Source organism: Cyanobium sp. Morenito 9A2 (genome assembly GCF_024345575.1).
Taxonomy (GTDB): domain Bacteria; phylum Cyanobacteriota; class Cyanobacteriia; order PCC-6307; family Cyanobiaceae; genus ATX-6F1.
In genome coordinates this window covers 142725-155765 of the sequence record NZ_JAGQBJ010000001.1, presented here as the reverse complement: position 1 = coordinate 155765, position 13041 = coordinate 142725, and the positions used below count along the sequence as shown (strand labels likewise).

The following is a 13041-nucleotide window of genomic DNA, read 5'->3' as shown; positions in this document are numbered from 1 at the left end:
CCGCGATGACACCTTCCTCCCCAGGTCCGTTCCTGCCCTGTTTCGAGGCGATCCCGCCGATCAGTCTCGATCGCTGGGGGGTTCCGCTCGTCTTTCGCCGCCACTGCGCGCTTTGGGAGGGCACCGCCCGCCGCATCGACACAGCGGGCCACTGCATCGACACCGATCGGGTGCGGGTGGAGATCGCGATCGAGGACGACCGCTACGTGCAGACCAACACCGTGCGCATCGACACGCCCCAGCAGATCGTGGCCTGCTACCACGGCCAGTTCATCGACTCAAGACTGGTGTTTCCGCTCACCGATGAGGTGGTCACCCTGGCGGGGGAGCGGGCGACGGCCTTTTCGGGCATCGCCTGGGCGATCAGCGACCACGTGCTCGTCTACAGCGGCAGCCGCAGCCTGCGCGGGGTGCGCACCCACTACAACGAGATCATCACCCTGGTGTCGGACGACCACCGGGTGCGCACCACCCAGCTCTACGAGGACGGCGTCTACCGGCACGTGACGATGATCGAGGAATGGCGGCAACCGCGCCCCTGAACGGCGATCGGCCTGCTCAACCCCCCGATCAGCTGGGGGGTTGAGCAGGGGGCGGAGCGCTTCCGGGTGCCTGCTTGAGATAGGCCTGAACGGGCAGGCGCTGGCGCTGCGCGTAGCCCACCGGCAGCCAGAGGTCGCCGGCGTTGGAGATGATGTGGATCTCCCAGTTGTAGAGGCCGTTGAAGGCGGCTGGATCCTGTTTGAGCAAGGTGGCGTAGGCGAGTACGCCGCGCACGTAGTGGTCGCTGTTGTTGTAACCCCAGAGACCCTTGCGGATGTCCTTGAGGCCACCGCGTCGCACCAAATAACGGGCGGCGGCCTGGATGGCGTCATGGGGGTCGCGGATGTCGCCTTGGCCGATGCCGCGCTCCGCCCAGGTGGTGGGCAGGAACTGCATCGGGCCATGGGCATCGGCCACCGACACCCCATCGATGCGGCCCATGCCGGTTTCCACCAGGTTGATCGCCGCCAGCACCTCCCAGGGGATGCCCGTGGCCGCCTGGGCCTTGCGGTAGTAGCCGAGCAGGGCCTCGGCCGGTTCGGGCGGGATGATCCGCCAGGCCGGCACGGTGGTGGAACCCGGCCGCCCCCGCTGCATGGCCAGAAACTCCCGCCGGGCGGCCAGGTGCAGGTCAAGCGCGGTCCACCAGCGCTGGGGCAGCTCCCGCCGCACCGCCACCGCCAACTCCGGCCGGCGGGCCAGCAGGCGGATGATCACCTGCTCCTGGTGTCCCAGGGCCGGCAGGTCGACGGGTGGCGTGGCGGAGGAACGCAGGGCCTCTTCCACCTGGCTGAACCGGGCGGCCAGGGCTCTGGGCTCGGTGGGCGGCTGGGGGTAGGCACGGCTCAAGGGGGCGGGGCTCTCCTGCGGGGCCGTGGCCAGCCCAAGCGCTGCCGGGACGGCCGTGGTCGCCCGGGCCGCTGGCTCTGCCGCCACGGCCCGGTCACTGGGGCCCTGCGCAGGGCGCAGCAGGAGCGCCAGCGCCAGCAGGAGCGCGCCGCCGCTGACGCCCAGCAGCCAGGGGAGGGGGGAAAACCGACGCACTGGACTCCTGGAACCGTTGCTGGATTGAACCTATCCGCTCCGCCCTCCCCTGGGCGCCCCTCAGCGGGGGGTGGGCGTTGGTCAATTGCTGACCGCAGCGACAATCGGTAGCCGACACACCGACAACCCCGTCGAATCGTCGCGAATCTTCAACCAGCTTCTGGACACCCCATGGCCCTGGCCCGACACGTCGAGGTGGTGCCCCTGGAGGGCACCATCGCCGGCCGGACCTTTTTCTGCCCGCCCCAGCCCAGCGATGAGACCCAGATCGCCGAGCTGGCCCCCGACCAGCCCTGTGAACTGTTCTGTCACCGCAGGCAGACCGATCAGATCATCCTGATGCGCGGTGCTTTCAACCTGGTGGTGCTCCAGGGGCGCCGCCTGCGGCGCATCACCCTGCGGGAGGACGAACCCACACTGGTGCGCATCCCCCCCGGGGTCCCCCATGGCGCCATCACCATCGGCCGCCGCTCGGCCACGGTGGTCAATGCCGTGATCCGCCACGGCCCGTCGGACCCACGTGATTTCCTGCCCCGGCGGGTGCCCGCGGCCCTGATGGACCAATGGCGACAACTGTTGCGCGAATGCGGTGCCCCTGAGGAATGATGGAGCGACGGGCCTTCTGTCGGCGCTCGGATGGCCCTGAGTTTCCAGGAACTGCAGCAGACGCTCCGGCGCCGCTCCCCCATGGGCGGGGACGCTGACGAGGCCAGTGATCTGCTCGTGGTGCCGTCGCTCTCGTTTGAGCCCCGGGAACTGGCCCTGGTCAGCGGCGCCCACCACTACGAGGAGCGCCAGCTGTTCGAGTTGATGCGGCTGCGCAACCCGGCCACGCGCATGACCTACCTGAGCAGCACCCAGCTGCCGGAGCTGGTGGTGGAGGCGGTGCTGGAGCTGGTGCCCGGCATGCCCGCCTCCCACGCCCGCCGGCGCCTGACGCTGTTTGACACCAGCGATGCCTCCAGCCGCTCCCTCACCGCCAAGTTGCTGGAGCGACCGGTGCTCTTGCGGCGCATCCGCGAGTCGCTGCGGCCAGAGCGCTGTGTGATCAGTTGCTTCATGGTCACGGCGCTGGAGCTGGAACTCTCTGAGCGGCTGCAGATCCCCCTGCTGGGCACTGATCCGGCCCTGGCCCACTGGGGCAGCAAAGAAGGTGGTCGGCGTCTGTTTGCCCGCTGTGGCGTGCCCCATCCGCCCGGCAGCGAACGGGTCCATGATCTCGACGCGCTGGCGGAGGCCTGCGCCGCGCTATGGGAGGCCGATCCGGCCCTGGAGCGGGTGGTGGTGAAACTCAACGAGGGCTTCAGTGGCGAGGGCAACGCCTGCCTGGATCTGGCCCCTCTTCCCCTGGCTGCGCGATCGGCAGCAGGCCGTCGCCGCCTGCTGCGTCAGGCCCTGGAGGATCTGCCGATGCCGGCGGCCGAGTGGCGCGAGCTGCTGGTGGAGCAAGGGGCACTGGTGGAGGCCTGGCTGCAAGGGGGCGAGGTGCGCTCCCCGAGTGTGCAGGGCACAATCCACCCCGATGGCACGGTGGAGGTGCTCTCCAGCCATGAGCAGGTGCTGGGGGGGCCTGGCGGCCAGACCTACCTGGGTTGCCGTTTCCCCGCCGATGGCGCCTACCGCCTCGAGCTGCACCAGCACGGCCGCGTGCTGGGGGAGGCCCTGGCCGCCGAAGGGGCCCTGGGGCGCTACGCCGTCGATTTCGTGGCGCGCCGCCAGGGCGGGCTCTGGGAGCTGCAGGCGATCGAAATCAACCTGCGCCAGGGGGGCACCACTCACCCCTACCTGGCCCTGCGCTCCTCCACCAACGGCCGGCTGGATCCCCGCACGGGCCTGTTCCACGCGCCCACCGGGCAGGCGCTTTTCTACGAGGCCACCGACAATTTCTGTGACCCCAGCCTGAAGGGGCTGCTGCCGATCGATCTGATCGACATCGCCTGCGGGGCGGGCCTGAACTACGACCCAGCCGAACTACGGGGCAGCGTCTTCCACCTGCTCGGTTGCCTCTCGGAGTTCGGCAAACTGGGGCTCACCAGCATGGGCCGCAGCCCCGAGGAGGCAGCCCAGCTCCATGCCCGCACCACCGAACGGCTGGTGCGGGCCGCCCAGGAGCTGCAGGCCGGCACGCTGGTCGGCTGATGACAACCGTTGACAACCCACTGCCCAGCAAAAACCATGGCCGTTCGCACCATCTTGCTGGAGGGTGACCCGCGCCTGCGGCGGCTGGCCGAACCGGTCCTCGCCTTCCCCAGCGCCGCCATCGACGCGTTGATCGACGACCTGCGCGACACCATGGCGGCCGCCGAGGGCGCCGGCCTGGCGGCTCCTCAGATTGACGTGAACCTGCGGGTGGTGATCTTCGGGATCACCGTCAACCGCCGTTACCCGCAGGCACCGCCGATTCCGGAAACGGTCCTGATCAACCCGGTGATCACGCCCCTGGGGGCCGAGCGCGACTGCCGCGAAGAGGGTTGCCTCAGCGTGCCGGATCGACGCGCACCGGTGAGTCGTTGGGCGCGCATCCGCTACCAGGGCTGCGATGGCCAGGGACGCTTGATCGAGCGGGAGGTGGAGGGCTTTCACGCCCGAGTGGTGCAGCACGAGGTCGACCATCTCGATGGGGTGCTGTTTCCCGATCACCTCGGGGCCTCGGCCTAGGCCCTCAGGCCGCCAGCAGCGCCTCTTCGTCGACGGCATCGATCTGCTCGGGTCGCAAGTATTGCTCTGCATAGCGTTTGTAGACGCCGGAGCGGATGAACAGGGCGAACAGATCGGGATCGATGTGCTGGTCCTTCTTCATGAAACCCATGATCTTCATGGCCTGGGACAGGGTCTTGCCCTTCTTGTAGGGGCGATCGACGGCGGTGAGCGCCTCGAAGATGTCGGCGATCGCCATCATCCGCGCCACCTCGCTCATCTCCTCGCGCTTGAGGCGCTTGGGGTAGCCGGTGCCGATCATCGTTTCGTGGTGGCCGCCGGCGATCTCCGCCACCTGGCTCATGTGCCGCGGGAAGGGCAGGGCCGAGAGCATGCGGATCGTCTGAATGATGTGCTCGTTAATCTTGAAGCGTTCCTCGGCCGAGAGCGTGCCCCGGGCGACGGAGAGGTTGTAGACCTCGCCGCGGTTGTAGAGCAGGTCAGGGGCGTCCACTTTGAAGCCGAACGGGTTGTCCGCCTCGATGGCCGTGCTGCCGACGGGGCGCTCGATGCGGTGTTCGGGCTTGTCCGCCAGCAGGGGCTCGATCGCCGGCACGGGCACCGCCGGCTGCAGCTGTTTGCGCAGCAGCTCCTCGGTGGAGACCCCCAGGCGATCGTCGAGGGTGCGCCGCCAGGTGCGGGCGGCGATGGCGTTGAGCCGCTCGATCCGATCGGGGGCCATGAATTCACCGCCCTGGTTGCATTCGGCCACGAAGGCGAAGTCGTCGTCGAGCTGGGCGAGTTCGGCGTCGCGCTCGGCGGCCAGGGCGGTGGCGTCTCCGCCGGCTGCCAGCTGTTCCCAGTAGTGGAGCTCCACATCGCGCTTGAGCACCTCGAAGCGCGTGCGCACCTCATGAATGCGGTCATAGATGGTCTCCAGCTTGGTGGCCTTGTCCACCACGAATTCCGGTGTGGTGACCTTGCCGCAATCGTGCAGCCAGGCGGCCACATGCACGGTCTCCCATTGCCCCTCATCGAGCTGGAATTCTTTGAAGGGACCGTCCTTCGCCTCGACCGCGGCGGCGGCCAGCATCTTGGTGATCTCCGGCACCCGGTAGCAATGGCCGCCGGTGTAGGGGCTCTTGGCGTCGATCGCGTTAGCGATCAGCTCGATGAAAGACTCGAACAGGGCCTTCTGGGCGCGAATCAGGTCGCGGGTCTCGAGGGTGACCTCCGCCGTGCTGGAGAACGCCTCGGTGAAGGCCACCAAGGCGGTGTCAGGCACCTTGTCGTACCACAGCACCAGCAGACCCAGAAGCTGATTCTCCCGGTTCTGCAGGGGAACGGCCAGGTAGGGACTGTTGTGCAGGCTGAGAGCCTTGGCCAGCTCTCTCTCCACGGCTGAGCCCTGGTCGCTGATCGTCCCCTGGAGTGCATTGTCGGCAACGCCATAGCCCCCATCGGCAAAATTGCGCTCGATGGCCTCCGAGGCCAGCTGGGTGGGTTGAAGGTTCAGGGGTCGTTGGTCGGCCCCCATGGCCTGCACAGAATCCAGGCTGTCGCCCCGCTCATTGAGAAGGAACAGGGCCCCACCGTTGGCCTTGGTGTTGAGAATCGATTCCCCCAGGATCCGCTCCAGCAGGCGCTCGAAATTGGGTTCAGAGGCGATCGCCGCGCTCACCGAGAGGAAGCGTCGGATCGTCGATTTCATGCCATCGATGGTCAGCGACAGGTCGTCCACTTCTTTCACGATCGAGCGGGAGGCCGGGCGATCGGAGAAATCGAAATTGCGCACCGCCTCCGCCTCCTCCGACAGACGCCGCAGGCTCGCGGTGACACGCCGGGCGATCAGGATCACCAGCGGCAAGGCGATGGCGATCGCCAGCAGGGTGGCGAGGATCGAATCCCGGCGCAGGGTTTTGGCTCCCTCCAGCAGCTCATCGGAGGGCACCACCAGCACCAGGTACGTCTTGCTTGTGCCCAGCACGGGCCCGGCGGTGATCGCCAGCTGCCAGTCGCTCGAACCCTGGCGTATGACCCGCTCCGCCAACTTGGTGCCAGCGTTGACCTCGGCCACCATGGGGCCCAGCTGGTTTCCCACCTGCGCCAGCACCAGCACCGGCACCTGGTTGAGGGTGCCCAGCCCCTTGCGCAACTGCTTGCGCGCATCGCGGTCAGGCAACTGGGCGAGATCATCGAGGGCGATCACCCCGCCCTTGGCCGTGACCAGGGCCAACTTGGTGCCCGGGGTGATGCGTTGGCGTTTCAGAACATCGCTGAGGGTGGACAGACGCAGGTCTGCTGCGATCACAGCTTCGCCATTGGAGACCCTGCGGGCCAGCGTTAGGCCGTTTCGGCCGGTGGTGGAGAAGCGGTAGACCTCGGTGGCGACCGGTGTGGGGCTGGCGATCGCGGCCTTGAACCAGGGTCGGGTGCGCGGGTCGTAGGTCGCGAACTCCGGTGCCAGCGAAGTTCTCAGGAGCTTGAGCTGGTTGTCGAACAGCCAGACCCGGGCCACGTTGCGGGCTCCTATGCGCTCGTTGGTCTGCAGCACGTACTGGGCCGCAGCGGGTGCCTTGAACAGGATGCGGTCGACGTCGTCCCAGACGTAACGCAATTGGAAGCGGTCGCCATTGGCGTAACCGGCCAAGTAGGAGGTCGCCGCCGGCGTGCTTTGCAGGGCGTCACGCAGGGCGGGAACGAAACTGAGTCGTTGGGGCAGCGTGCGGGCCTTGCCCAGGACGGCCAGACGCTCCAGGTTGTACTGCACACCCTTGGCATCGATCAGGAGCTGCACCTCCGCCGAGGTCCTGACCGCAGACGCCGCCATCAACTTCTGGTTGGCCTTGATCAGAAGGTCACTGCTGCGCTGGTAGGAGTTGATCGCGATGCCGACGCCGGTGAGCAACACCACCGGCACGAACAGGGCCGACAGACCGACATGGAGGCGCAGGCGGCTGAGCATGGGCTTCAGTAACGAACAACCCCTGGAGGGGAGGCGCCAAGGGGATCGTTCTGAGGCTAGTGGCACCCCTCGGGATCGTCTTTCCGGGCACGCTCCTAGGTGCACGTCATAGTGTGATTCCTCAACAGTTCGCCAGTCAGGCAAGAACATTGGGGTGATTTCACGGGCTCTACGCGCCTTGACCATGGCCGTCGCCGTGACGACCTCAGGAGCAGCGGCGAAGGCGGAGCCGCTGGCAGCGGCCACCTTGGCGGATGGGCTGGAACGTCACGGCTGCGGCGGTGCGATCCGAGAGCGCCCCTTGGAGAACCCAGCCCGCCTCAGCCGCCTGGAGGCGGCGGCCCAGCTCCAATCCTGCCTGGAGCGTTCCCCCACCCTGATGGAAGGGCCGTTGCACCAGCGGGAGGCTGTCGCACCGGAGCTGAGGCAATGGCAGGGGTGGACCAGGACGCTGGAGAAGCGGCTGGCTCAGCTGGAGACAACGGCCTTCTCCCCCACCACGACCCTCTCGGGCGTCAGCACGTTCGTGCTGGGGGGCACCGCCTATGGGGGTGATGTGGCCGCCAACCTGCCGGGCACCAGCCCCGCCAACAGCCCCCGCGACGCCATCAGCTTCAACTACGAACTCAGACTGGTCCTCAACACCAGCTTCACCGGCAAAGACCTTCTCTTCAGCCGGCTCCGCTCGGGCAATTTCAACGCCAGCGCCTTCGATGGCACCCCGGTGCGGCTCTCCAAGATCGATGCGGCCTACAGCCCCACGGTCACCGGCGCCGGCGGCCTTGCCGTGGCGGCGGCCAACGGGATGCGGCTGGACCGGCTCTCCTACCGCTTTCCGGTCGGCCGGGAGCTCGCTGTCCTGGTGGGCCCCCTGAGCCGGAACCATGACACCCTGGCGATCGTCCCCTCGGTGTACGGCGCCCGGGGGGGGGCGCTCCTGGAGTTCTTCACGTTCTACGGAGCTCCGGCGGTCTACAACAAGGCCACCGGCGCCACCCTGGCGGCGATCTGGCGCCAGGAGGTGCCCAGGGGCCGGGGGCGCTGGGGGGCGTCGGTGAGCTACGTGGCCCAGCGGGGCGGGTTCGGGAATCCTTCCGCTGGAGGTCTGTTCAATGGCAACAGCGGGGCCAACCTCACCGCCCAGGTCGGTTACCAGGCGCCCCAGTGGGCCCTGGCCGCCGCCTTCCGCAGCGGCCAGGCGGGCACCCGAGCCAATGTGGGCACCACCCTGGGCAGCGCGATCCTGGCGGCCGGTGATGGTGGGACGGCCGGATCGAGTCTGAATCTCGCGCTCAGTGGCTACTGGCAACCGCAGCGCAGTGGCTGGCTCCCCTCGATCAGCGCCGGCTGGGGCAGCAGCTGGATCCGCCAGAACGCTGACGCCTTCCCCACACCCCAGCCCCTCAATGCCCTCACCAACGTCCGCGCCAGCCGCTCCTGGTCGGTGGCTCTGGAGTGGAAGGATGCGCTGGCCCAGGGCTACACCCTGGGGGCGGCCGTGGGCCAACCCACCCAGGCCACGGGCCTGCGCTCGGGCCGGCCGGCCGATGGCAATTTCGCTTTCGAGCTCTGGTACGCGCTGCCGATGAGCGACAGGATCACGGTGACCCCAGCCGTCTTCTATCTGAATCGGCCCTTCGGTCAGCTCACCCGCAACGCCGCCGGCGCCCAGAATGCCGGTGGCCGCTTCAGCGACCTGGGGGTGCTGTTGCAGACCACGATCAGGTTCTGAACCCAGCACGACCTTGCGTAGGGATGGTTACCTTTGTCCAGGATCAGGCATCGTGTCGAGGCGGCCCAAGGAACCTTCTCTTCGGCGACGGCGCTCGGTCTGCCTTGCCCATGGCCCCCACCCAGACGAGGCGTCCTTTGCCCCCCATGCCCACCGACACCCGTCAGCTCACCCCCAGCCGAGCTGATTTCAGCCTCAGGCCCTACATGGCCAGCAACGACTGGTGGGCCAGCTGGCAGCTTCTCAATACGTTGGTGCCGTTCGGCTTGCTGTGGTGGGCGATCGGTCCGGCCGTGCGCAGCTCCCTCTGGCTGTCGGTGCCGATCGTGGTGCTGATGGTGCTGCTTTCAGCGCGCTGCTTTTCGTTGATGCATGACTGCGGCCACGCCTCGCTGTTCAGCTCGCCGAAGGTGAATCGCGCGGCGGGATTTCTGCTTGGGGTCATCAATGCCATCCCCCAGTACCCCTGGTCGCGGGGCCACGATTACCACCACCGCCACAACGGCAACTGGGAGCTTTACCGGGGGCCATCAGCGCTGATCACCACAGGCCAGTTTCTGGCGTTGAGCCGCCGCCGCCAGTGGTTCTACGCCTTCCTGCGCCAGCCGCTGATGCTGATTCCGGGGGGATTCTTCTATCTGATCATCAAGCCACGGCTGGCTTTGGTGCTGGGCCTGGTGGGGCTTGTGCGCCACGGTCTGGATTGCCACCGGGAGGATCCCTCCTGCAGCGTTGCGGCGATCTTCGCGAGCTACCGCAGCCGCCATTGGTACACCACCGGAGAATTCTGGGATCTGCTGGGCAACAACGTCTGTGTGCTCAGTCTCTGGGCCCTGATGGGCCACTGGCTGGGCCTGGGGCTGTTCTGGAGCGTCTATTCGATCGTGATGGCCTGTTCGGCGGCGATCTTCATCTGCATCTTCTTCGTGCAGCACAACTACGAGGGCTCCTACGCCCACCGCACCGACGATTGGAGCTACCTCAAAGGGGCGATTGAGGGCTCCAGCTACCTGAAGATGCCGGCACTGCTCAATTGGTTCTCCGCGGACATCGGCTACCACAACATCCATCACCTCTCAGCGCGTATTCCCAACTACCGCCTCAGGGAAGCCCACCAGGCCAACGCCCACCTGCTCACAGGGGTTCACACCCTGCGCCTTTCCGAGATCCCGAACTGCTTCAAGTACATCCTCTGGGATCCCGCCACCGACAGCCTCACCTCGATTGAGGCGGTGCGCCAACAGGCGGCGAACGGTTTCAAGGGCTCCAACCTTCCTGAGCCGCCCACGGTGGTGGAGCTCGCAAGCATGAAGGGACGTGAAGAGGCTGGCCAGCGGGGGGCTGCCGCGGCAAGGTGAATTGATCCCCGAAAGAGGGTCATGGCGCGCGCAGAACTGGAAAGGCTGGTGGATGAGGCCGAGGCCGACGGAGCCCTGCGGCGCGCCTTGAAGCATTGCCGCAGCAGCCACGAGCTCGTTTTGGCCGCCCGGCGACTGGGGTACCGGATCACCCGCGAAGACCTGATCCAATCCCGCCTCGAGGGGCAGGCGATCAGGCCGCGCTCAGAACTTCGCGCGTAGCAGCAGCAAGGCCCCCAGGAAGAGGGGCACGTTGATCACCGCGGCGATCAACAGCACGGCACTGCCCCAGCTGGGCTGGCTGATGCGCTCGGCGGCCCAGAGGAAGCTGCCATCCACCAGCACCAGACCCAACAGCCAGGCCACGGGAAAACGGATCGAGTTGGAGCTGGCAGGTAAGGGTTGGGAAGGCAGGTCAACCATGGGACGCAGCAACCATTGAACGGGTGGCGGGCAGTCTGAGGCTGGAGAGCCAGGAGAGAGCCACCAGCAGCGCCGAGCACCACAGGCAGGCCTGCAGGCCGCCCACCAGGAACAGGGCACCGGAGAGCAGGGTGCCCACCAGCCGGCCGGCGGCATTGGCCATGTAATAGAAGCCCACGTTGAGGCTCACCGATTCGGCGTCGGTGTAGGCCAGCACCATGTAGCTGTGGATCGAGGAATTCATCGCGAACACCACGCCGAAGGCGGCCAGACCCACCACGATCGCCACCCCCGGCTGGGCCACCTCCCGCCAGAGCGCCACGGCGATCAGGGCCGGAATGGCCGTGAGCACGGCGCTCCAGAACTGCACGGCGGACACCCCCGGCGGAGCGCTCTGCCCCCAGCAGCGCCGCAGGGCCGGGGCGGAGCCCTGCACGATCCCGTAGCCGATCACCCAGAGGCCCATGAAACCGCCCGCCTCCCAGTAGCGCCAACCGAGGGTGGTCTGCAGGAACACCGGCAAGGCCACCACGAACCACACATCTCTGGCGCCGAACAGGAAGAAGCGGGCCGTTGAGAGCCCATTGATGCCCTTCGATTTGGAGAACAGGGCCGTGAAGGCCGGTTTCTCCTTCATGCGGCCGATCTCACCGGGCAGCACCAGGGTGACCAGAAACGCCAGGAACAGCCCACCGGCCATCGCCGCCACGGCGGCATTGAAGCCGACCGTGGCGAGCAGCACCCCGCCCAGGAAGAAGCCCACTCCCTTGAGGGCGTTCTTGGAGCCGGTGAGGATCGCCACCCATTGGAACAGCTGGGCTTCGCCTCTGTTGGGATCAGCAGGAGTTTCCGGCACCACGGTCTTGATGGCGCTCTTGGCGCTCATCTTGTTGAGGTCCTTGGCGATGCCGCTGATCGCCTGGGCCACCATCACGTAGGCCACGCTCCACCAGCGCGGCCAGCCTTCGGCGACGGGAATCAGCATCAGCAGGGCCCCCACCTGCAGCAACGTGCCCGCCCAGAGCGTGAGCCGCAGCCCGAAGCGGGCCCCCAGCCAGCCGCCGTAGAGGTTGGTGAGAATGCCGAAGCATTCGTAGAACAGAAACAGAAAAGCAATCTCCAGGGTGGTGTACCCCAGCTGGTGGAAGTGGAACACCACGAGCATGCGCAGCGCCCCGTCTGTGAGGGTGAAGGCCCAGTAATTGGCTGTGACGATCGCGTATTGCTGCAGCCCGGTGAGCTGTTTCATGCAACGGCACCGTGTTCGGCCGCGGCCGCCGGGCCAGCAAGTTCAAGCGCCGCCACGTGGCAGGCCAGATCCGCCAGGCGGCAGCTGTAGCCCCACTCGTTGTCGTACCAGGCGAACACCTTGAGCTGGGTGCCGCCCGTCACCAGCGTGGAGAGGGCATCGACGATCGAGCTGCGGCTGTCGTTGAGGTAATCGACCGACACCAGCGGCCGCTCCTCGTAGCCCAGGATTCCCTGCAGCGCTCCGGCGGCAGCAGCGGCAAAGGCGCCGTTCACCTCCTCCGCGCTCACCGCGCGCTCCAGCTCGAACACCGCATCGGTGATCGAGGCATTGAGCAAAGGCACCCGCACGGCATGGCCGTTGAGCTTGCCCTGCAATTCCGGGAAGATCAGGCCGATCGCCTTGGCCGATCCGGTGGTGGTGGGGATCAGCGAACTGGTGGCGGAGCGGGCCCGGCGCAGGTCGGATTTGAAGCTGTCGATCACCACCTGGGTGCCCGTGATGTTGTGCAGCGTGGTGATCGAGCCGTGGCGGATGCCGAAGCTCTCGTGCACCACCTTCACCACCGGTGCCAGGCAGTTGGTGGTGCAGGAGGCGGCGGTGAGCAAGCGGTGGCGGCTGGGGTTGTAGAGCCGGTGGTTGATGCCGAACACTATGTTCAGTGCCTCCTCGCCGGCGATCACCCCCTTCACCGGGCAGGCCACGATCACCCGCTTCAGGCCCGCCGCACTGAAGTAGGGCTCGAGGGTTTCGGGTGTTTTGAATTTGCCGCTGCACTCGAGCACCAGGTCCACGCCGGCAGCCAGCCAGGGCACGGCGCTGGGATCCTTGTGGCGGCTCCAGCTCACCGGCAGCTCGGCCACCCGAAAGCCATCCGCTTCGCCGTCGGTGTCGGCCTGCACCGCCTGGGGCCAGCGGCCATGCACGGAGTCGAATTCGAGCAGGTGGGCGGCGGTGGCGGCATCACCGGCCGGGTCGTTGACGTGCACCAGCTCAATTCCAGGGCGGCCCCAGAGTGCACGGAACACCAGGCGGCCGATGCGGCCGAAGCCGTTGATGCCGAGGCGCATGGAAGCAAAGCGGAGGAGTG

Annotated in this window: 12 protein-coding genes; 7 read left to right on the top strand and 5 right to left on the bottom strand. The window is 67.2% G+C overall.

The features are described 5' to 3' along the window. Positions 1 to 5 precede the first annotated feature (5 nt). Positions 6 to 542 (top strand): hypothetical protein, encoded by a 537-nt coding sequence (locus KBY88_RS00815; RefSeq protein ID WP_254937994.1) that lies wholly within the window; start codon positions 6 to 8, stop codon positions 540 to 542. A 28-nt stretch (positions 543 to 570) separates the two neighbouring features. On the opposite strand, the gene KBY88_RS00810 is transcribed toward KBY88_RS00815, so the two are convergent. Beyond that, positions 571 to 1587 carry a lytic transglycosylase domain-containing protein gene (locus KBY88_RS00810; RefSeq protein WP_396102254.1) on the bottom strand — a complete coding sequence of 339 codons (1017 nt, stop codon included), beginning with the start codon at positions 1585 to 1587 and terminating at the stop codon, positions 571 to 573. Positions 1588 to 1758: 171 nt separating this feature from the next. Between KBY88_RS00810 and KBY88_RS00805 the strand changes: the two genes are divergently transcribed. The 3 genes from KBY88_RS00805 to def are packed head-to-tail and all read left to right on the top strand — an operon-like array spanning position 1759 to position 4245. Further along, positions 1759 to 2193, top strand: a complete 435-nt coding sequence (locus KBY88_RS00805) for a cupin domain-containing protein (protein ID WP_254937993.1) — start codon at positions 1759 to 1761, stop codon at positions 2191 to 2193. 30 nt (positions 2194 to 2223) lie between these two features. Continuing rightward, positions 2224 to 3726, top strand: a complete 1503-nt coding sequence (locus KBY88_RS00800) for a peptide ligase PGM1-related protein (protein ID WP_254937992.1) — start codon at positions 2224 to 2226, stop codon at positions 3724 to 3726. A 36-nt stretch (positions 3727 to 3762) separates the two neighbouring features. Further along, a complete protein-coding gene (def, locus tag KBY88_RS00795; RefSeq protein WP_254937991.1) occupies positions 3763 to 4245 on the top strand; it encodes a peptide deformylase in 483 nt (160 codons plus the stop codon). A gap of 4 nt (positions 4246 to 4249) precedes the next feature. On the opposite strand, the gene KBY88_RS00790 is transcribed toward def, so the two are convergent. After that, positions 4250 to 7189, bottom strand: a complete 2940-nt coding sequence (locus tag KBY88_RS00790) for an HD domain-containing phosphohydrolase (RefSeq protein ID WP_254937990.1) — start codon at positions 7187 to 7189, stop codon at positions 4250 to 4252. A gap of 184 nt (positions 7190 to 7373) precedes the next feature. Between KBY88_RS00790 and KBY88_RS00785 the strand changes: the two genes are divergently transcribed. From KBY88_RS00785 to KBY88_RS00775, 3 genes are all read left to right on the top strand, one after another. After that, entirely contained in the window at positions 7374 to 8921 is a 1548-nt protein-coding gene (locus tag KBY88_RS00785; RefSeq protein WP_254937989.1) for an iron uptake porin, read from the top strand. A 146-nt stretch (positions 8922 to 9067) separates the two neighbouring features. Continuing rightward, entirely contained in the window at positions 9068 to 10279 is a 1212-nt protein-coding gene (locus KBY88_RS00780; RefSeq protein WP_254937988.1) for a fatty acid desaturase, read from the top strand. 21 nt (positions 10280 to 10300) lie between these two features. After that, a complete protein-coding gene (locus KBY88_RS00775) occupies positions 10301 to 10501 on the top strand; it encodes a Nif11-like leader peptide family natural product precursor (protein WP_254937987.1) in 201 nt (66 codons plus the stop codon). On the opposite strand, the gene KBY88_RS00770 is transcribed toward KBY88_RS00775, so the two are convergent. The 3 genes from KBY88_RS00770 to KBY88_RS00760 are packed head-to-tail and all read right to left on the bottom strand — an operon-like array spanning position 10484 to position 13021. Continuing rightward, the gene (locus tag KBY88_RS00770; protein WP_254937986.1) at positions 10484 to 10702 is read right to left on the bottom strand and encodes a hypothetical protein; all 219 of its coding nucleotides are present in this window, start codon (positions 10700 to 10702) and stop codon (positions 10484 to 10486) included. The genes KBY88_RS00775 and KBY88_RS00770 overlap by 18 nt on opposite strands. Next, positions 10695 to 11951, bottom strand: coding sequence for an organoarsenical effux MFS transporter ArsJ (gene arsJ / locus KBY88_RS00765; RefSeq protein ID WP_254937985.1), 1257 nt, complete (start codon positions 11949 to 11951; stop codon positions 10695 to 10697). Before arsJ ends, KBY88_RS00770 begins: the two co-directional genes overlap by 8 nt. Beyond that, positions 11948 to 13021: an ArsJ-associated glyceraldehyde-3-phosphate dehydrogenase gene (locus KBY88_RS00760; protein WP_254937984.1), complete on the bottom strand. Its 1074-nt coding sequence runs from the start codon at positions 13019 to 13021 to the stop codon at positions 11948 to 11950. The genes arsJ and KBY88_RS00760 overlap by 4 nt, the downstream gene beginning before the upstream one ends. Positions 13022 to 13041: the final 20 nt, after the last annotated feature.